This is a genomic window from Pantoea sp. CFCC18179, from assembly GCF_059412405.1.
The window spans coordinates 60,644-80,555 of sequence record NZ_JBNBPM010000015.1 but is presented as its reverse complement, the minus strand read 5'-3'; the positions used below and the strand labels follow the sequence as shown (position 1 = coordinate 80,555).

20 protein-coding genes are annotated in these 19,912 nt (G+C 49.6%); 12 read left to right on the top strand and 8 right to left on the bottom strand.

Translation table 11 applies throughout. The annotated features are described in order from the left end of the window. Positions 1-178: 178 nt before the first annotated feature. Positions 179-733, bottom strand: a complete 555-nt coding sequence (locus ACPUC7_RS21075; RefSeq protein WP_494924380.1) for a hypothetical protein — start codon at positions 731-733, stop codon at positions 179-181. Between the two features lie 272 nt (positions 734-1,005). Between ACPUC7_RS21075 and ACPUC7_RS21070 the strand changes: the two genes are divergently transcribed. The 3 genes from ACPUC7_RS21070 to ACPUC7_RS21060 all read left to right on the top strand — a co-directional run bounded on the left by ACPUC7_RS21070 (position 1,006) and on the right by ACPUC7_RS21060 (position 3,695). After that, on the top strand, positions 1,006-2,550 hold the full coding sequence (locus tag ACPUC7_RS21070) for a methyl-accepting chemotaxis protein (protein ID WP_494924379.1): 1,545 nt from the start codon (positions 1,006-1,008) through the stop codon (positions 2,548-2,550). A 147-nt stretch (positions 2,551-2,697) separates the two neighbouring features. Beyond that, positions 2,698-3,141, top strand: a complete 444-nt coding sequence (locus ACPUC7_RS21065; protein WP_494924378.1) for a hypothetical protein — start codon at positions 2,698-2,700, stop codon at positions 3,139-3,141. Between the two features lie 5 nt (positions 3,142-3,146). Then, on the top strand, positions 3,147-3,695 hold the full coding sequence (locus ACPUC7_RS21060) for an RNA polymerase sigma factor (protein WP_494924377.1): 549 nt from the start codon (positions 3,147-3,149) through the stop codon (positions 3,693-3,695). Positions 3,696-3,732: 37 nt separating this feature from the next. On the opposite strand, the gene ACPUC7_RS21055 is transcribed toward ACPUC7_RS21060, so the two are convergent. Then, entirely contained in the window at positions 3,733-4,752 is a 1,020-nt protein-coding gene (locus ACPUC7_RS21055; protein WP_494924376.1) for an MBL fold metallo-hydrolase, read from the bottom strand. Between the two features lie 134 nt (positions 4,753-4,886). Here ACPUC7_RS21055 and ACPUC7_RS21050 point away from each other — a divergent pair, with 134 nt between their 5' ends. Together ACPUC7_RS21050 and ACPUC7_RS21045 are read left to right on the top strand one after the other, a co-directional pair. Further along, positions 4,887-5,216, top strand: a complete 330-nt coding sequence (locus ACPUC7_RS21050; protein WP_494924375.1) for a gamma-glutamylcyclotransferase family protein — start codon at positions 4,887-4,889, stop codon at positions 5,214-5,216. A gap of 107 nt (positions 5,217-5,323) precedes the next feature. After that, positions 5,324-6,109, top strand: coding sequence for an MBL fold metallo-hydrolase (locus tag ACPUC7_RS21045; protein WP_494924374.1), 786 nt, complete (start codon positions 5,324-5,326; stop codon positions 6,107-6,109). A 22-nt stretch (positions 6,110-6,131) separates the two neighbouring features. Here ACPUC7_RS21045 and ACPUC7_RS21040 read toward each other — a convergent pair whose 3' ends face one another. Next, entirely contained in the window at positions 6,132-6,344 is a 213-nt protein-coding gene (locus tag ACPUC7_RS21040) for a hypothetical protein (protein ID WP_494924373.1), read from the bottom strand. Positions 6,345-6,736: 392 nt separating this feature from the next. Between ACPUC7_RS21040 and ACPUC7_RS21035 the strand changes: the two genes are divergently transcribed. The 3 genes from ACPUC7_RS21035 (at position 6,737) to ACPUC7_RS21025 (ending at position 10,287) form a co-directional block, all read left to right on the top strand. Beyond that, positions 6,737-7,537 (top strand): MetQ/NlpA family ABC transporter substrate-binding protein, encoded by an 801-nt coding sequence (locus ACPUC7_RS21035; protein WP_494924372.1) that lies wholly within the window; start codon positions 6,737-6,739, stop codon positions 7,535-7,537. A 261-nt stretch (positions 7,538-7,798) separates the two neighbouring features. After that, positions 7,799-9,667 carry a low affinity potassium transporter Kup gene (kup, locus tag ACPUC7_RS21030; RefSeq protein ID WP_494924371.1) on the top strand — a complete coding sequence of 623 codons (1,869 nt, stop codon included), beginning with the start codon at positions 7,799-7,801 and terminating at the stop codon, positions 9,665-9,667. 314 nt (positions 9,668-9,981) lie between these two features. Next, positions 9,982-10,287 carry a YdgH/BhsA/McbA family protein gene (locus tag ACPUC7_RS21025; RefSeq protein WP_343551187.1) on the top strand — a complete coding sequence of 102 codons (306 nt, stop codon included), beginning with the start codon at positions 9,982-9,984 and terminating at the stop codon, positions 10,285-10,287. A gap of 24 nt (positions 10,288-10,311) precedes the next feature. On the opposite strand, the gene ACPUC7_RS21020 is transcribed toward ACPUC7_RS21025, so the two are convergent. The 4 genes from ACPUC7_RS21020 to leuC are packed head-to-tail and all read right to left on the bottom strand — an operon-like array spanning position 10,312 to position 14,273. Next, positions 10,312-11,274, bottom strand: coding sequence for a LysR substrate-binding domain-containing protein (locus tag ACPUC7_RS21020; protein ID WP_494924370.1), 963 nt, complete (start codon positions 11,272-11,274; stop codon positions 10,312-10,314). A gap of 30 nt (positions 11,275-11,304) precedes the next feature. Next, positions 11,305-12,219, bottom strand: a complete 915-nt coding sequence (locus tag ACPUC7_RS21015) for an alpha/beta fold hydrolase (RefSeq protein ID WP_494924369.1) — start codon at positions 12,217-12,219, stop codon at positions 11,305-11,307. Further along, positions 12,212-12,850, bottom strand: a complete 639-nt coding sequence (gene leuD, locus ACPUC7_RS21010; RefSeq protein ID WP_494924368.1) for a 3-isopropylmalate dehydratase small subunit — start codon at positions 12,848-12,850, stop codon at positions 12,212-12,214. Before leuD ends, ACPUC7_RS21015 begins: the two co-directional genes overlap by 8 nt. A gap of 1 nt (position 12,851) precedes the next feature. Beyond that, positions 12,852-14,273 (bottom strand): 3-isopropylmalate dehydratase large subunit, encoded by a 1,422-nt coding sequence (leuC, locus tag ACPUC7_RS21005; RefSeq protein ID WP_494924367.1) that lies wholly within the window; start codon positions 14,271-14,273, stop codon positions 12,852-12,854. Between the two features lie 361 nt (positions 14,274-14,634). Between leuC and mqo the strand changes: the two genes are divergently transcribed. From mqo to ACPUC7_RS20985, 4 genes are all read left to right on the top strand, one after another. Continuing rightward, entirely contained in the window at positions 14,635-16,281 is a 1,647-nt protein-coding gene (mqo, locus tag ACPUC7_RS21000) for a malate dehydrogenase (quinone) (RefSeq protein ID WP_494924366.1), read from the top strand. Between the two features lie 124 nt (positions 16,282-16,405). Then, on the top strand, positions 16,406-16,669 hold the full coding sequence (locus tag ACPUC7_RS20995) for a hypothetical protein (RefSeq protein ID WP_343551176.1): 264 nt from the start codon (positions 16,406-16,408) through the stop codon (positions 16,667-16,669). Continuing rightward, positions 16,666-17,406: a Fic/DOC family protein gene (locus ACPUC7_RS20990; protein WP_494924365.1), complete on the top strand. Its 741-nt coding sequence runs from the start codon at positions 16,666-16,668 to the stop codon at positions 17,404-17,406. Before ACPUC7_RS20995 ends, ACPUC7_RS20990 begins: the two co-directional genes overlap by 4 nt. 120 nt (positions 17,407-17,526) lie before the next feature. Next, positions 17,527-18,741, top strand: a complete 1,215-nt coding sequence (locus ACPUC7_RS20985; RefSeq protein WP_494924364.1) for a multidrug effflux MFS transporter — start codon at positions 17,527-17,529, stop codon at positions 18,739-18,741. A 23-nt stretch (positions 18,742-18,764) separates the two neighbouring features. Here ACPUC7_RS20985 and ACPUC7_RS20980 read toward each other — a convergent pair whose 3' ends face one another. After that, positions 18,765-19,901, bottom strand: coding sequence for an alpha-hydroxy acid oxidase (locus ACPUC7_RS20980; RefSeq protein WP_494924363.1), 1,137 nt, complete (start codon positions 19,899-19,901; stop codon positions 18,765-18,767). Positions 19,902-19,912 lie beyond the last annotated feature (11 nt).

Genomic DNA, 19,912 nt, shown 5'->3' with positions numbered 1-19,912 from the left:
TAAATGGCGACCCTACGGATTTTTGAGATGAGCATTACGCCCCTCGGCGTCGGTTATAAAACTTCTTTTTCCTGCTGCTGTTAATTGCCCTGGTGATGGCGAAAATAAAAATAATAATGCAAGCCAAAGAAATAATTACTGATAGGAATTCAGACACGTAACACCTTGAGGTTTATTATTAACTAACGATGCCTTTAGCGATATAAATCAGCGCCCTTTCTGACAGAAGATTTTTGATATTCAATCGTCGCTTACAATAGGAGAAGTTGTTCTTTATTGTTGAACGGCTTTTGTTCATTATCAACGCAATATCGGTAATATCCATCCCGCGTGACTTCATATAGATGATCTGCATACTTTGCAGCGATAACAACGTTGAATGCCGATGTTCAAAAACCAGCGAGCACATGATGTAACATGCCAAATCATTCACTTTGGCTTTCAACGAGATAAAGTGAATACGATCATAAACTTCAAAGCACACGTCATCGTGCGATAACACGAAAACATAGGCGTGATCGCCATAGATTTTCCTGATTCTAAAAATATCCGCCATCTTGATATCCAGATATCCCGCAGCGGAATCTAACACGATTATCACATTATTATGTGGCAGCGTGGGAAATCGACTGGCAATCAATTCACTGATACCCAATGAGGTAAAAGGACAATCTGAATACACCACCAACTTGGACTGCCCTAAATAGGTCACCCTGGTATTTTTTAATGGCATGCTATTACCCGCACTTAATAATGACTTCTAATAACTAGCGCGAAGTTCTACTGATTTAATTTGCAGAAACATACTCTTAATAGTTTGTGATAAGAAGGATTATTACTTTGTTATTTCACTTAACTAACAACTTCCTTACATAGTTTCTACTTTTTCCTATTGCACACTCTGATCGAACATAAAAAGACCGGCCATCAACATTAAATTTATGCAAATTTTACTTCCACCGATAGTAAGACCGACTGAGTATTTTGATTAAAAATGAGGTGATTATGCGGTTCAAAGATTTAAGTGTTGGCTGTCGACTAGGTTTGGGATTCGGTTTTCTTTTGTGTCTGGTAGTCGTCATGGCATCTATAGGTTTCTTGCGCCTCAAAGAAGCGGGTGAAAAAACAGAGCTGATTGTTCAGCAATTGCTGGTTAAAGAACGTTTAGCCAATCAACTCTCCACGATTATCCGCTCTAATAGTGCTAACTCGATGACCTGGATGCGTACCAACAATCCAGAGATTCGAGCCAGTATCAACTCTAAATTCACATCAGATGCCGCAAGCTATAACGAAATTATGACTCAACTTGAGTCAAGTATAAAAAGTGAACATGGCATTGATCTGATCGGGAAGATTAAAACTGCAAGGAGTAATTACATCGCGTTGCGTAATAACGGACTCAAAATAGCAGCTAATGCGACAATGGCCGAAGTTGACCAGTTTATTGATGCGCGATGGATGTCCATCGTCGCTGAATATAATAATTCAGTCGGTGAATTGATGATGTACCAACAGCATCTCATCGATGAAGAGTATGTCAGAATTCGCAATGCAGAGATTTCCGGTGAACGTGGCCTGATCATCGGCGCGTTGCTGGCCATTTTATCGAGTGTGTTGTTGGCTTATTTCATTACGCGCAGCATCACCAGACCATTACGTGAGGCGGTTAATATTGCACAAAGCGTGGCGGCCGGTGATTTAACCACTGCCATTGTGGTTGATTCCAAAGATCAACTCGGACAGCTGAAAGCCGCCTTGCACGCTATGACCATCAGCTTGCACGAAGTCTCAGAGGGTATCATTAATGGCAGTGTCGCTATTTCTCAGGCTTCAACCGAAATTCTTTCAGCAAGTCACGATCTCGCTGCACGAACAGAAGAGCAAGCGGCAAGCGTTGAACAAACAGCAGCGACCTTGCAACAAATTTCCGCCACCAGCAAAAACACCGCCGATCACGCCAACAGAATGCATATCTACATGCAAGATTCCGGTGAGATCGTTAACGAAAATGGTTCATTGATGGCTCAAGCCACTTCGCGTATGGATGCGATTAAAACCTCATCCGAGAAGATGGTGGCGATCACCGAAGTGATTGATGGCATCGCTTTTCAAACCAATATCTTGGCACTGAATGCGGCAGTGGAAGCGGCTCGTGCAGGTGAGCAAGGTCGCGGCTTTGCCGTAGTGGCCTCTGAAGTTCGCGCACTGGCACAACGTTCAGCAGGTGCATCCAAAGAGATACGGACACTGATCGATGATTCATCTGAGCGTATTATTGGTGGTCAGGATTTGGTGACCAAAGCACACACCGGCATGGATACCATTGTTGGCAAAGTCGAAAATATGCAAATGCTGATTCGCGACATTTCTTCGGCTTCGCTGGAACAAAGCGATGGTATTTTGCAGCTGAATGAAGCAATGGGATTAATTGACAGTACTAGCCAACATAACGCCTCGATGGTTGAGCAAGCCGTGGCGGCAACCGCATCCTTACAGGAACAAGCCGATAAATTGCGCAGTTTAGTCGGCTTCTTTAAATTGAAATAATCGCTATATCGGGTGCGGAGCCATTCGCACCCTCTTTTCACCTGCCAAGCCTCATTCATTTTTTTCCCTTTTTTTAGCAATATTCCCTTCGCTCATTCGTCTACCTCATCACAAGCAGTTATCCGTTAATCTAATGAGGGACAAACAATGAGAGATTTTGATATGCGCAGCCACCATCGTGAACACCATTTTGGCCGCCACCGCATGGCGAAGCCGCTAATAATTGGAGCGGTGATCGTCGCCGCGCTAGGGTTGCTGGTGATGTCGCTGTGGAACGCCTTGCTGCCGGAGATTGTCGGCGTGAAAACCATCGGCTTCTGGCAGGCGTTGGGATTATTGGCGCTGTGCCGCATTCTATTTGGCGGTTTAGGTTTCCGTCCTGGCATGTTTGGTATGGCGCGTCGTCGCATGCATGAACGTTGGTTGCAGATGACACCAGAACAGCGCGAAGAGTTTATGCAGCATCGCCGCAACCGTTTTGGTCATCGTGGCCATCACGATCGTTGCGATCGCCGTGAACGTCGCGACGAACGTTATGACAACCGTCCGCAATCCGACGACAATGCGCCAAAATCGACTGATGCCGAGTAAGCCTGATGGCACATGATTCTCTGCTGATGTCGGCGATTAACGCTTGTCGCACTAAACTAACAGCGTTTATCCGTGGTCGTACCGCGGTGCGTGAAGATGCCGACGATATCTTGCAGGAAGTAACCTACAAATTGATGCAAGTTGAACAGCCGGTGGAAAATGTCGCGGCCTGGCTGTTCCGCGCTGCACGCAACGAGATGACCGATCGGGCGCGCAAAAAACGTGAGTTGCCGTTAGCCGATTATTTTAACGCCTCGGAAGAGAGCGATTTCCCGGAAGATGAGCTGGCCGAAACCTTATTCGGCGTGCCGCAAACGCCTGAAGATGAATATCTCAAAGCGCTATTATGGGAAGAACTGGAAGCCGCGTTGACTGAATTACCGGACGCACAACGCGAGGTGTTTGAGAAAACTGAACTGCTGGGTTACAGCTATCAAGAACTGGCTGTGGAAAATGGCAGCAGCGTGCAGGCGCTATTATCGCGCAAACACAAAGCGGTGCTGTTTTTACGCACGCGGCTGCGCAATCTGTATGACGAACTCACCGAAGAGTAAAATAATGAACCCGATTTCACATCGGGTTCACTGTTTCTCACCACCACGCTTTTTCATTTTGCGGCTGCAAAAATTGCACGCCCTGCCCAATCTGCGGCATTGAGATGTTAATGTTATTTTTTTCCGCCAACGCGACAATTTGATTCAACGGATCATGCCAGGCATGAAACGCCAAATCGAAGGCCGCGTTGTGAATCGGGAATAACCATTTGGCGTTGAGATCGATGAAGGCTTTAATGGTGTCTTGCGGTTGCATATGAATATCGGCCCAGCGCGCGTCATAGGCGCCATTTTCCAGAAACGCCATATCAAACGGGCCTAATTTATTGCCGATCTGTTTAAAACCGGGGAAATAACCCGAATCACCGCCAAAAAATAGCCGAAATTCATCGCTGATGATGCTCCAGGAACACCATAAACGTTTATTACCATCGAATAAGCCGCGACCGGAGAAATGTTGTGATGGCGTAGCCACAAACTGAATGCCGCCAATATGCTTCGATTCCCACCAATCCAGTTGCGTAATCTTTTCTGGCGCGACGCCCCATGATGTCAGCAAATCACCCACGCCCAGCGGCGTGAGAAAATAGCGCACGCGATCCTTCAGCTGCATGATGCTGTGATAATCGAGGTGATCGTAATGATCATGCGAAAGAATCACGCCTTCAATCGGCGGCAATTCGTCTAGCGCGATGGGCGCAGGTTGAAAGCGTTTCGGACCCAGCCAGCTAAAGGGGGACGCACGCTGGTTAAATACCGGATCGGTGAGCCAATATTTGCCGTGCATTTTGAACAGTAACGACGAATGTCCGAGACGAAAAACGCTGTTATCGGCAGCGGCGGCAAGCTGCTGCGCATCGAGTCTCATCAGTGGCAATGCCGATTCTGGCACAGTATTTTTCGGTTTGTTGAAGGTGAAATCCCACAGCAATTTGGCGTATTCGACAAATCCCAGCTGCTGACGTGGAATGTTATTGGTAAATCTTGCGCCATCATATTGCGCCGATTGCGGATAGCTTTTGATATTGCAGCGAGAAATGCTCGAACTATTCGACATTGATCTTTTACCTCTCATCGCGGGTCCTTCAGAATAGCCACTTTCATTATCAGACACATCGCATATCGGGCGATTGATGACATCGTTATCGCCGATAGTTAACGTAACGCTTTTGCTTGATTTCACGAGGGAAAATGAACCGCTTATTTGTTTATGGCACGCTGCAACCGGGACACACGAATGCCCACATCCTTGAGAACATCGGCGGCGCCTGGCAGGCCGGCTGGGTAACCGGCACCTTCTATCAATTTGGTTGGGGCGCAGCAGCCGATTTTCCGGGCATCGTGTTACAGCAAAATGGCCCGCGCGTGCCAGGTTGTGTGTTCACCTCAGAAAATCTTGCAGACCATTGGCCGATGCTGGATGAATTTGAAGATGGTTACGACCGTGTCGAGGTGAATGTCACCACCGACAACGGCGAGCAAATCACTGCGTGGATTTACCAGTTACAGCCGCAACAATGATCTACGAATTTTGTAGGGTGCGCATTCATGCGCACCGGGTAATTTACCAACCGCTGAGTTAACGACTACGCTGGTGCTAAGGATGTTTAACCATCGAGGAGAGCACCATGATTAACGTCTGCGTGGCCTGCGGCACGTCTTATCTTCAGGACGAGATTGAACAATGCAAAATTTGCGAGGATGAACGGCAATTTGTGCCTAAAAGTGGGCAACAATGGCTATCACTGGAAACACTGCGCGCCTCGCACAGCAATAAATGGCAGCAACATCTACCTCAATTATTGAGTCTGCAAACCGTACCCAGTTTTGCCATTAACCAACGCGCATTTTTGCTGCAAACGCCGCAAGGAAATATTCTTTGGGATTGCATCGCCAATTTGGATGATGCCACCAAAACCCTTATTTCCGCGCTGGGCGGCCTGCATGCCATCGCTATTTCGCATCCACATTATTACAGCACCATGCAAGATTGGGCGGCAGCGTTTAATGCACCTATTTATTTGCACGCGGATGATCGCGAATGGATCATGCGTGACAGTCCGCATATTCAGCTTTTCGCGGAGGATGAGTTCGAGATTTTACCTACGATTAAACTGATTCGCCTTGGCGGACATTTTGCCGGCGGCTGCGTATTACATTGGCAGCATGAAAACGGGATATTACTGAGCGGGGATATCGTACAGGTTACGCCTGGTGCGGATGGCGTCTCATTTATGTGGAGCTATCCCAACATGTTACCGTTGTCAGCGACAACGGTAGAAAAAATCATTCAACGATTGGCAAAGATAAAATTTGAGCGGATTTACGGTGCGTTTGAACACCGTGAAATTACGTTCAATGCTCAGCGGATCGTGTTGCGGTCAGGCGAGAAATATCTCTCCTGCTTGACCTGAATTCTATTTCTCAGCGTAAATGTTAGCCACATTGCGGGATGAAATCAGACTCCTGCGTGGCGATGAAATAGTGATCACCCTTCTCAATCTTCACTCCGCGATCGTGCCAATACGCTGCCATAGTAAAGAACGCATCGCTGGTGAGATTAAAGCCAATAATAACTGAAGGGTGTTTGCCGCTGCTGAGATACGCTTCCAGCTGCTCCATGTTTTCCGCTGTAACTGACGACATCATGTTCTCTCTATCCATCACAAAAATATTTTGCGACAACAGACTAGCTTATAAGTAAACGATTACACAATGCAGTTTTTGTAATCTTATTGTAATAGAAAAATTCTGCATTTCTTCATCGATATTACCTGAAATCCTCATAAAATCTGCTGTTTGAGATCGTTCTCAATCCAACTCAGGCTGTTTTTAAATCGAATTAGTTTTCTATTCCTACACTGTTTCGTTGTGGATATATCAGGGCATCAATATGTCAATTACGGCAATTAATTACTTATTGCTATGATGCGCGCAATTTTCGCGCTGAGTGAATAAGCAGCAAACGTACCGAAGATGGATGTACAGACGTCTAGATATCCATTATAGTCCAAATCCTACGCAAAATAGGAATCTGCGCCATGAAGAAAATTTTACTGACCTCGCTGTTTGCCGCTTCTGTTGCCTTACTCAGCGGTTGCAATAAAGACAATGAAAATCAGATTAAAGTCGCGATTAATACTGGTCCTGATCAGGCGCTGTGGGAAACGGTCAAGCAGGTTGCGCACGACAAATATAAGTTGGATGTCGATGTTATTGCTTTCAATGATTACGTGCAGCCGAACGAAGCGCTGTTTAATAAAGACGTCGATGCCAATGCTTTCCAAAGCCTGCCTTACCTAGAAATGCAAACCAAAGAGCGTGGCTACCATTTCGCCGTGGTAACCAACACCTTTGTTTTCCCCATCGCCGGTTATTCACGCAAAATTAAATCGCTGAACGATCTACCCGATGGCGCTACCGTGACTATTTCGAATGAAGCCACCACGCTGGGTCGCAGCTTGCTGTTATTACAGGCGCAAGGTTTGATCAAAGTGAAACCAGAAGCGGGTCTGCTACCGACCACATTGGACATCACCGACAATCCGAAGAAATTGAAAATTGTCGAAGTAGATACGCCGCAGTTGGCACGCACGCTCGACGATCCACAGGTGTATATTTCGATCATCAACAATAACTTTGCCGCTTTGGTCAATCTTTCCGCCTCGCGCGATGGCATGTTTATGGAAGGCAAAGCCTCGCCATACGTTAATGCCATCGTGGCGCGTGAAGATAATAAAGACAGCGCCAATGTGCAGAAGCTGAAACAAGCCTTCCAGTCGCAAGAAGTGCTGGATAAAGCCAACCAGATCTACAAAGGCGATATTATTAAAGGCTGGTAATACAGCTCAAAACGCCGCGCACATTCCGTTGCGCGGCTTTCATGCCGTTCTGTGACTCCCCGCATAATCTCCTCATCATTGGCTGTTTGATTCATCGACTATGCTCAGAAGATAAAATGAGCAGCGATATAAAAATGGCGTAAAAATTTCGGTAATTGGCGTAAAAATGCTGTCTATTAATTCGCCGTCCTCTAGGCGTTTTGCGCGTTTACAGGTATGTTCGCGCCTATAAGTAGCAACCCTGATGATCACAGGAAATCTATGAGTCACAACGAAAAACAGTCGTTACCCGCCGGGATGTTGGCGGCGGCGGGCATTGTGTTTGGCGATATCGGCACTAGCCCGCTTTACACCCTCAAAGAATGTCTCTCCATTTTGCCGGATGGCACCCTTTCGACCACCGCAGTGATGGGCTTTCTGTCGCTGATTTTCTGGGCGTTAACGCTGATCGTGACGCTGAAATACGTCTGTTTCGTGATGCGCGCCGACCATGACGGCGAAGGCGGCGTCTTAACCTTGATGTCACTGGCACGCCAACACGTTGGGCCGAAGGCCGCACATATCATTGTGCTGGCCGGGCTGATTGGCGGTGCGTTTTTCTACGGCGATGGTGTGATTACGCCGGCGATTTCGGTGCTGTCGGCCATTGAAGGCATCGAAGTGGTATCGCCGGAGTTGGGTAAATACGTGGTGCCACTGGCGGTGGTGATTCTGACGCTGCTGTTCATCATCCAAAAGCACGGCACGGAAAAGGTCAGCAAAGTGTTCGGGCCGGTGATGTTTATCTGGTTCGTGTCGATTGCCTTGCTCGGTATTCGCGGCATCATGCAAAATCCCGAAGTGCTATATGCCCTCAATCCCCGCTATGCGCTGACGTTTTTGCTCAGCCACGAAGCGCTGGCATTTGCCGCGCTCGGCATGGTGGTGCTGGCGGTTACCGGCGCGGAAGCACTGTACGCCGATATGGGACATTTAGGCAAAACGCCGATTCGCATGGCGTGGCTGGTGATCGCCATGCCCGCTTTGGTACTGAACTACTTCGGTCAGGGCGCCTTAGTGATTGCCGATCCGCAGGCGCTTAATAATCCATTCTTTAATCTCGCACCAGCATGGGGACAGATTCCGCTGATTGTACTGTCCACGTTGGCAACGGTGATCGCAGCGCAATCAGTAATTAGCGGCGTCTACACGCTGACGCATCAGGCGATTCGTCAGGGTTTCCTGCCGCCAATGCGCATCATCTTTACCTCACATACCGAATCCGGCCAGATCTATATTCCAGTGGTGAACTGGCTGCTGTTTGTCGCGGTGACAGTGATCGTGCTGGCCTTCCGCCAGTCCTCGGCGCTCTCTTCCGCTTACGGCATTGTGGTAACCGGCACCATGGTGATCACCGCTTGTCTGGCGGGCGTGGTGGCGCTGCGCAACTGGAAATGGCCTTTGCCGCTGGCGGTTATTTTCCTGATGTGCATGTTGAGTATTGATATTCCGCTGTTCAGCGCCAACCTGATGAAGTTGCTCTCCGGTGGTTGGGTGCCGGTGCTGTTAGCGCTGAGCATGATGGGCTTGATGTTGATTTGGAGCAGCGAGCGTAATCGTCTGATTCGTCGCCTGAATAACGATCCTGAAAGCCTGCAAGCGCTGGTGAAATCACTGGAAACCAATCCACCGAGCCGCGTGCCGGGCACGGCGATTTTCCTGGCGCGTAAACAGCACGAGATTCCGCAGGCGCTGCTGCATAACCTCAAACACAACCGCGTATTGCACAAACGCGTGGTGTTACTGCATATCCGCACTAGCGACATCCCGCGCGTCTACAACCAGAAACGCCTCAGCATCACGCAAATATCGCCGTCATTCTGGCAAGTCACCGCCGAGTATGGCTGGCGCGAAACGCCATCAATGGCAGAAATTCTCTACCTTTGCGGCTTAGAAGGATTTGGCTGCACCATTAATGAAGCCTCATTCTTCACTTCACATGACACGCTGGTGATGAAAAAGCGCAAAGGTTTGAAACGCGTGATTGGTGGGATCTTCCATTTCTGCCAGCGCAATGCCCTGCGCGCCCATGAACAATTCAATATCCCGCCCAATCGGGTAATCGAGTTGGGCGGACAGCGCGAGTTTTAATTTATTCGGTCACCATAAATGGCGAGCCTACGCGAAATGCCTGTAGGGTCGCCATTTATGGTGACCGATTTAAATTCGCCAAATGTAAGCAGATGAAAAAATATTCGCGGAAGTTTGAATGAGTTGTGGCTGAATCTTTCTTAACAACTAATTAGCAACTTTAGCTAAAACGCTTAACCTCAAAAGGTGTTTATTAGTTTCACCGGCAATCATTAGTTGCCGTGCGCAATTTAGGGTTTGCTAAAAAGTTCATCAACATTTGAAAGACACGCAGCTTTAGCCGTTGGCTGAGATTATTTTCGAGGAGTAAGAACATGAAACAATTAATTAATGACGTTATCTCAATCTTTACACCGCAATCCGTTAAACCGGTTTTAATTCGTGCTGATTTAACCCATCGCGAAATATCCTCTATTCATCCGGTCGGATTTACTTCGGTGAGCTGGGCCACCTCAATGGAAGAGTTGAATGATGCTTTTGTGCAAAAAGCACAAGCCGCGGGCGCTGTCGGCTATCACATTACTGAAGTGGAATCGCACGAACCGGCACACGATGGCCAGCACGTCATGGCAGCCACCGCCACGCTGTATCATATCAATAGCAAAGTGGCTTATGGCTAATGTCGACTTTCGTTCTATTTGAATTTATAGCCTGCCCTTCATCATAGGCAGGCTTTTTTCTGCAAAATAGTCGGCAAGAAAATCAATAAACACTTTAATTCGTGGCGATTCCGAAGCGCGTTGAGTATAAACCGCCCAGACATTGGCTTCCTGAAACCATTCGGGTAAAACATGCACCAATTTATTTTCACTCAAATACGGTGCAACGTCCCAGGCAGAACGTAATGCAATGCCGTGGGATTTTAAGGCCCAATTCAAAATAACTTTGCCGCTATTGGATGAATAATGGCTATTTAAGCGACAAACAATTTCTTGTTCACCATTGCTCAACGCCCAATGACCAAACGGATTGTTATTTTCATTAATGATTAAACAGCTGTGTTCAATCAGGTCATCCAACTTTTCCAGCGCAGGAGATTGCGCTAAATAATGCGCCGAAGCACATAAAATGCGCCGATTCGCTGCCAGTTTTCTGGCGATGTAGGAGTGATTAACATCATCGCCGACGCGAATATCCACATCGATGCCCGATTGCAGCAGGTCAATATCACGATCGCTCAGCATCAGTTTGATATTCAACGAGGGATGCAGCGTCATAAATTCGGCAATCGCATCGGATAAGTAATCCTGACCGAAACCAAATGAACAGGCCACGGTGAGGTCGCCGGTTAATTCGCCGCGCCACTGCTGAAAGTTATGTAGAAAAGCATCCATTTCGTGCACCACGTGCAGTGCGCCTTCTAACGCTTTTTCCCCTTCCGGAGTTAAGCGCATCACACGATTGGTACGAAAAAACAGCCGGGTTTCCAGCTGTTTTTCCAGAATGGCGATACGTTTGCTGATATATGAAGGCGACTGGCCGAGTTCAGCGGCGGCGCGACCAAATCCTTCATAGCGCGCCACGCTAATAAACACATACAGATCTTCCACGGATGGCCAACCCTGTAACGGTTTTTGATAATTCTTCCCGGCAAGCAATATCTTCATAACATCACTGTGTTAAGCAAATTTAGCCGGTTATAACACAGAATTCAGGAACGGTTGTAGCTGGCTTAAAAACAGTTCTGGCACTTCTTCATGCGGCGAATGACCGCAAGGTAATGCGTATCCTTGCACATCGCGCGCTTTATCCTGCCAGGTTTCCACCACGTTATATAACTGGCCGACGGTGCCTTTTGCGCCCCATAACAGCAGCAGCGGCGCTGCAATACGTTTTTCACTGTCTTGCGCATCGTCGTCTAAATCAATGGTGGCCGCCGCGCGATAATCCTCGCACACCGCATGAATCATCTGTGGATTTTGATAACAGCGCAGATAGTCATTAAAGATTTCATCCTCAGTTGCGCCGGGCGTTTTTAATTGACCATCAATATGCTTACGCAGGAATAAAGCCGGATCGTGACCGATCATGGTTTCCGGTAGCGGGTAAGGCTGAATCAGGAAAAACCACCAGAAATAACGGGTCGCGAATTCTTGATTGGTAAGCGCATACATGGTGGCGGTGGGCGCAATATCGACAAACACGCAGCAGGAGACTTTTTCTGGGTGATCAAGCGCCAGCCGATGCCCGACACGCGCGCCGCGATCGTGTCCAACAAACGCCACGCGTTCCATTCCCAGCGCCTCAATCAGCAAACTGATATCTTCCGCCATCACGCGTTTGGAATAAGGGCGATGCGACTTATCGCTGGCGGGTTTATCGCTGTCACCGTAACCGCGCAGATCCGGCAAGATCACGCGATATTTCTGCGCCAGCGTGGGTGCGATTTTGCGCCAAGCTAAATGGTTTTGTGGATGCCCGTGCAGCAATAACAGCGGCGCGCCCTCACCGCCCATCGCTACGCGCAGCGTTGTGCCGTTCGACAAACGCACATCGCTGAGGCTAAAGCCTGCAATAAACGGTGATTCCCCGCGTGGCGTAATCTCACTCATGCTCGGCTTCCCTGATGATGTTGGCGCGTTTGAGCCACGGACGTTGCGCGAAATGTTGCGCTTCAAATTGGCTGATATCGCTTTCATATTGCAACGTCCAATCCACTGCACTGCCGCCGCCCAATAACATTTCGCGTTTCAACGCGCTGACTGAAAATGGCATGCGCTGATCATTGAAGAGGATGGTTTGTTGTTGCAGCGACACGGTGATGCGGTTGCTCGCGGGATCATTGGCTACCGCCACCAAACGCTGATAATCCTCTTCGCTTAAGGTCAACGTCAGCACACCGTTGCGTTGACAGTTGTCGTCAAAAATACCGGCGAAGCTGGTGCCAATAATCGCGCGAATCCCCAGTTGATTTAGTCCCCAAACCGCATGTTCACGGCTAGAACCGCAGCCAAAATTGGCGCCCACCAGCAAGAATGCGGCATTTTCCCAGCCAGCCTGGTTGAGGATGAAATCTGGATTTGAGCTTCCGTCAGCTAAGAAGCGCAGATCGAAAAACACACCACGATCCAAACCCTGACGATCGATGCCTTTTAGGAACTGCTTCGGCATGATCACATCGGTATCAATATTGGCGGCCGGCAACGGCGCGAGTGTGCCAGTAATGTTGTTAAATGCTTGCATATCAAACCTCTGCTGTCATAAAGCGGCGGACATCAACCAGATGACCAGCAATCGCGGCGGCGGCAACCATCGCCGGACTCATCAAATGGGTGCGCGCACCGGCACCTTGTCGGCCAGGGAAATTGCGGTTGGTGCCAGAAGCACAACGATCGCCAGGCGCTAACACATCTTCATTCATCGCCAGGCACATCGAGCAGCCCGATTGACGCCACTCAAAACCGGCATTGATGAAGATAGCCGCTAATCCTTCGGCTTCCGCCTGCATACGTACCTGCGTTGATCCCGGCACGATAATGCCGCGCACCTGGGGCGCGATTTTGTGTCCGTCGAGAATCGCGGCGGCGGCACGTAAATCCTCGATGCGTCCGTTGGTGCAGGAGCCAATAAAAGCATGGGTGATGGCGATTTCAGCCAGCGGCGTGCCGGGTTCCAGCCCCATATATTTCAACGCGGTTTTCAGCGCTTGCTGCTTAACCGCATCCTTTTCCTGCGCCGGATCGGGTACGCTGGCGGTTATCGCGCTGGCCTGATCCGGGCTGATGCCCCAAGTGACTTTGGGTTCGAGGTCGCTGCAATCGATCGTGATGCGCGCATCAAAAACGGCATCATCATCGCTACGTAAAGTGCGCCATTCGGCGAGCGCCTGTTGCCACAATTCGCCAGTTGGCATCTGCGGTTTGCCCGCGATGTAGGCAAAAACTTTCTCATCCGGCGCGATGATCGCCCCGCGCGCACCCGCTTCCACCGCCATGTTGCACAGCGTCATTCGCCCCTCCATGCTAAGCGCAGAAATTGCCTCGCCCGCAAATTCAATGGCATAACCGGTCGCGCCCGATGCGCCAATTTTTTCGATCAGCGCCATGATGATGTCTTTCGCCGAGCAACCAAACGGCAGTTCGCCGTTCACCGTCACCAGCATGCTTTTCAGGCGGCGATAAATCAGCGTTTGTGTCGCCAGTAAGTGTTCGATTTCCGAAGTGCCGATACCAAATCCCAGCGCACCAAATGCGCCATAGGTGGTGGTATGGCTGTCGCCTGCGGCAATCACCATGCCGGGCATCACCAAGCCTTGTTCGTGCGCCACCACATGTTCGATGCCCTGGCGCGGATCGAGCACGTCGAACAGTTCGATGCCGAAATGCGCGGCGTTTTCGCGAAAGTAATCGACCTGCAACTGGCCACCGGCATCGGTCATGTCGTTATCGCGTTCGGGTCGCGTTGGGTTCACGTGATCGACATTAAGCAAAATGGTGCTGGGATGGCGCACTTTACGCTGTTGCTCGCGTAGGCCGCTAAACGCTTGCGGGCTGGTGTATTCATTGAGGATCGAGCGATCGATGTAGAGCAGCACGTGCCCTTCGTCATCTAACTTACGGACCACATGCTGATCGATCAGCTTTTCATACAGTGTTTTATTAGCCATGCCGTTGCCCACACGATAAAGAGAGAAAGTCATTAGAGAGCTTAGGGTAATACAACTCTCGCGCGGGCAATCAACACGGTTCGTGCAGTGATGGTTTATGAAGTGTGTCGTTAGCGTTTGCGCATTTTATTTGACCTAAGTCGCGTCTCCCGATATAAAGAATAACCGTGCTGCTTTAGCGGTTTATCCCCGACTTATTTCCTCTTGTGGCTATATTTTCCGCTATTTTATTTTTATAAGTTAATTAACTAACACCAATACTTAATTAACTAAAAACAAGTTAATAACTTCGTAACAATCTCTTAATGTGCAAACCGAATTTTTAACGTTCACCTGCAAAAGCACAATAAGTAGGACTGGAATGACTCACACCAAAAAGATCGTGTCTGCCCTTTCGCTGGCAGCGCTACTTGTTTCTTCAGCGGTTCATGCTGAAAACGCACCGGAAAAAACTGACGTTCTGTTGATTGGCGGCGGCATCATGAGCGCCTCGCTAGGCACATGGCTGCAAGAGCTGCAACCAGGCTGGAAACAGCTGATGGTTGAGAAGCTGGACGGCGTGGCGCTGGAATCGTCTAACGGCTGGAACAACGCCGGCACCGGTCACTCTGCTAACATGGAGCTGAACTACACGCCTGAGCGTGCAGACGGTTCAATCGACGTTAGCAAAGCGCTGGAAATCAACGAATCCTTTATGATTTCGCGTCAGTTCTGGACGGCACAAGTGCAGCGCGGCGTATTGCACGATCCGCACTCGTTCATCAACTCTACTCCACATATGAGCTTTGTTTGGGGCGACAAAAACGTCGAGTACCTGACCAAGCGTTATGATGCGTTGCAGAAAACCACCCTATTCCAGGGCATGAAATTCTCTACCGATCATCAGCAGATCCAGCAATGGGCGCCGCTGGTAATGGAAGGTCGTGATCCGAATCAGAAAGTGGCCGCAACCTGGACGCCCGTTGGCACCGACGTTAACTACGGTGAAATCACCCGTCAGTTGATCGGCAGCCTGAAAAAAGATCAGAACTTCAAATTAGAAACCTCGTCTGAAGTGACTGATTTCAAACGTAACGGCGACAATTCGTGGCACGTCACCATTAAAGATGTGAAAAGCGGCGACATGCGCGCAGTCGATGCTAAATACGTGTTTATCGGTGCGGGCGGCGGTGCGATCAAGCTGTTGCAGAAAACCGGTATTCCAGAAGCTGACAACTACGGCGGCTTCCCGGTTGGTGGTTCATTCCTGATGACCGAAAACCCAGAAATCGCTAACCGTCATCTGGAAAAAGTTTACGGTCAGGCTTCGGTGGGTGCACCGCCGATGTCGGTGCCACATATCGATTCTCGCTACCTTGATGGTAAGAAAGTGGTGCTGTTTGGGCCGTTCGCGACCTTCTCGACCAAATATCTGAAAAACGGTTCACTGTTTGATCTGCTGAGCGCCACCACCACCAGCAACATCATGCCGATGACGCATGTTGGTATCGATAACTTCGACCTGGTGAAATACCTGATTGGCCAGGTAATGCTGAATGACGATGACCGCTTTGCTGCGCTGAAAGAGTACTATCCAAACGCGCGTAAAGAGGACTGGAAACTGATTCAGGCTGGTCAACGCGTACAGATCATCAAGAAAGATGCGGAAAAAGGTGGCTTGCTGAAACTGGGCACCGAAATCGTGACCGATCAGCAGAAAACCCTGGCTGCGCTGTTGGGTGCATCTCCGGGCGCATCAACTGCCGCGCCAATCACCCTCGACGTGATGAAGAAGCTGTTCCCAGAGCAGTTCGCTTCGCCCGAGTGGCAGCAGAAGATCCGCGCTATCGTGCCAAGCTTCGGCCAGAAGCTGAACGGCAACACCGCACTGACTCAGCAAGTTTGGGATAACACCGCAGCCGCGCTGCAACTGACCAAACCGCCAGTGATCACCATGCCAGACCAAACTGTGGCCCCGACGCAAGCGAAACCGCGTGCAGAATCAGGCAAGCAGGACATGGCGCTGTAATTCACGCCTCGCAATGAGAAGCCGGACACTGTCCGGCTTTTTTTGTGCCTAAATAGACCATCATCGTCAGACGACATCCACCCAGCGCCATGCTAAAATTACAGCTCTTTTAGGGGGTAATGATATGGCTAAAACCGCATCGTTAAGTGTTGCCAATCACGTGCGTAGCCTTGCAAAAGCGCATCAAGTGACCGCTGAGCGTGACGGCATGAGCCGCATGGCTGTGGCGATTACTCGTTTGGCGGGTGACATCGTAGAACTCGATACTATCGAGCAATTACTGGTGAACCTGAAGAAAAAAGGCGTCCTGACCAAAGCTGAGACCTTGCAACTACAGGGCAGCTACTTGCAGGAAAAAAGACAGCAGAAGCAGAATTTCAGCGCATGAGTTTTGATCCTTTCAACGACTTCGCCACTGCTGGCTATTTGCAAAATACGCTTAAATTAAAAGATCCCACAGAAGTTAAAGAGTCAGAACATCTCTCATTTGAATTAAGTGTTGAAGATGCGCTGGCTTTTTTAGCTTCTCAGGATCAAATCAGCTACGCCACTGTTCTTAAAGTTCATGAAATCTTGTTTTCTGATTTCTATCCGTGGGCAGGAAAAGATAGAAATCAGTTAACGCCGCATTTAGCGGTATTCAAAGGCTCTCGCGACGATCCCTATTTCACCGTGTTCGAATATCCGCACTCAATTCAGCTAGCTGTGGACTATGCGCTTAAGATGGCATTGAACGTTGAACGCTTTTGCAAACAGCCCGGTGCTGTGTTGGGTCAACTTGCATTTGCACATCCCTTCCTTGATGGCAATGGACGCACATTATTGCTGGTTTTCATGGAGTTAAGTTACCGCGCAGGTTTCTCAATTGATTGGTCTCGCACCACTAAAGATGGTTATCTTGCGGCACTCAGTGACGAAATCCGCGAGCCGTCAAAGGGGCATTTGGATAGCTATTTGCAACCCTACATCATCAATATTGATCATCGAGATCAGTGGCCGACAATTATTGGTGGAATAAAAGGGCTGGATGGTCTTGATAAAGAGGCCATTTGCTATGGCAGTTTGGACGATCCACTTATTCATAAGAACTATAAAGGCTATCAAAGCCAACCTTTGGATGAGTAGAATCACCGCAGCCGCTTTAATTATGATTTCGATTCATAGGTTCTAGCGGATTAAAGCCATTAATGCTTTAAATGGTGTTTGGTAAAATAAATCCTTGATAACACCAGCCCCCGAGATCCCATGGACACTCAAGCAGCCAAGCATCCGCCCGACGTTAAAACCGGCATTATTTTCATCGTCATTTTGAGCGCCTTAATGGCGTTTACCTCGCTTTCCACCGACATCTATTTACCGGCGATGCCTGCCATGTCAGCGGCGTTGCACGGTAATTCTGAACTCACCGTTACCGGTTTTCTGATTGGTTTTGCCATTGCGCAGCTGGTTTGGGGTCCGATTAGCGATCAACTGGGGCGCAAGAAACCGCTGTATATCGGCATGATTGTCTTCGCCATTGGATCGGCAGGCTGCGCGCTTGCGACAGATATGGTGCAGATCGTTATCTGGCGCGTAGTGCAAGCCGCAGGTGCCTGCACTGGACCGATGTTGGCACGCGCGATGATTCGCGATCTGTTTGCGCGCACCCGCGCCGCGCAGATGCTTTCAACACTGATGATTGTCATGGCGATCGCGCCGATTGCTGGGCCATTGCTCGGCGGGCAGATCATCCGTTTTTCTCATTGGCCGATGATTTTCTGGTTTTTGGCCGTTGTTGGCGCGCTGATGTTTGTGGCGTTAACGCTGCTGCCTGAAACCTTGCCGCCAGAGAAGCGGGTGAAAACCTCGTTAGGTCATGCGTTTGGCAATTACCGCACGCTGCTCAAGAATCAAAGCTTTATGCGCTTTACCTTGTGCGTCACCTTCTATTACGTGGCGGCTTACGCCTTTATTGTCGGCTCACCGGCGGTGTATATCAGCTACTTCGGCATCGATCCGCAGCATTACGGTTGGCTGTTCGCGGTGAATATCGTCGGATTGGTGACCATCAGCACCATCAATAAACGTTTGGTGCAGAACATCAAACTGGAAACCTTGCTGAAAGCGGCTTCATTTATTGCCGCGCTGATGACCTTATTGATGTGCCTGACGTTAAACCTCAATCCCCGCGGCATCGCATTATTGGTGGCCTGTATTTTCATCTTCTTCTCAATGAATGGCATTATCGCCGCTTCCGCCACCGCTGCCGCATTGGATGCGGTGCCCAATGCGACCGGATCGGCCTCGGCGCTGATTGGATCGCTGCAATACGGTAGCGGGATTATTTCATCGCTACTGCTGGCGTGGCTGAATAACGGCACGCCGTGGATTATGGTGGGCATTATGACGGTGTTTACGGTGCTGAGCTTCGTGATTACCTTGGGCAGCAAAAAGCCGCAACCCCAGATATGCACATCGTAGGGTCGCCATTGATGGTGACCGCCTTACATCCGCAGAATATCCGTCCCAATCGACTTAACAGCGGTTTTGCCACAGAACGCCATTGATAGGTCAAACTCATTGCGAATGATATTCAGCGCGGTGGTCACGCCCTCTTCACCCAGCGCACCGAGGCCGTACAGCATGCTACGGCCGATGTAGGTGCCTTTTGCACCGAGCGCCACCGCTTTCAGCACATCCTGACCGGAACGAATCCCTCCGTCGAAATGCACTTCCGCCTGCTTATTCACCGCTGCGACAATTTCCGGCAACATCGAAATCGAGGATGAAACGCCATCCAACTGACGACCGCCATGATTGGAGACGATCACCGCATCGGCGCCCGCTTCCACCGCCAGGCGTGCATCTTCGGCATCCATAATGCCTTTAACGATCAACTTGCCGCCCCAACGCTGTTTAATCCACTCAACGTCTTGCCACGAAAGGCAGGGATCAAACTGCTGCTGCGTCCACTCCATCATCGCATCAATGCTATCGACGCCGCTGGCATGGCCGATGATATTGCCAAAGTTGCGGTTTTTGGTCGCCAACATCAGACGACACCAGCGCGGTTTACTGGCGATATTAAGTATGTTACGCAACGTCATTTGCGGCGGCGTGGATAAGCCATTTTTGATGTCTTTGTGCCGCTGACCAAATACCTGCAAATCCATGGTTACCACTAACGCGCTACAGTTGGCGGCCTTGGCGCGTTCAATTAAATTAGCGACGAATTGCCGGTCGCGCATCACGTACAGCTGAAACCAAAACGGATGCTGTTGCGTGGCCTGCGCCACCGTTTCCAGCGAGCAAATGCTCATAGTGGAGAGCGTAAACGGAATGCCAAACTTTTTCGCCGCGCGCGCGGCATGGATCTCACCGTCAGCATGCACCATGCCGGTTAATCCGGTGGGCGCAATGGCCATCGGCATCGCCACTGATTGCCCGACCATGCTACTGGCGGTGCTGCGCTGTGAAATATCCACCGCCACGCGCTGGCGGAATTCGATACGCCGTAAATCGGCTTCATTGGCGCGATAGCTGGATTCCGTCCATGAACCGGCATCCACGTAGTCATAAAACATTTTCGGTACGCGTTTACGCGCTAATTGGCGTAATTCTTCGATGCAAGTAATCGGCATTATTCGATTCC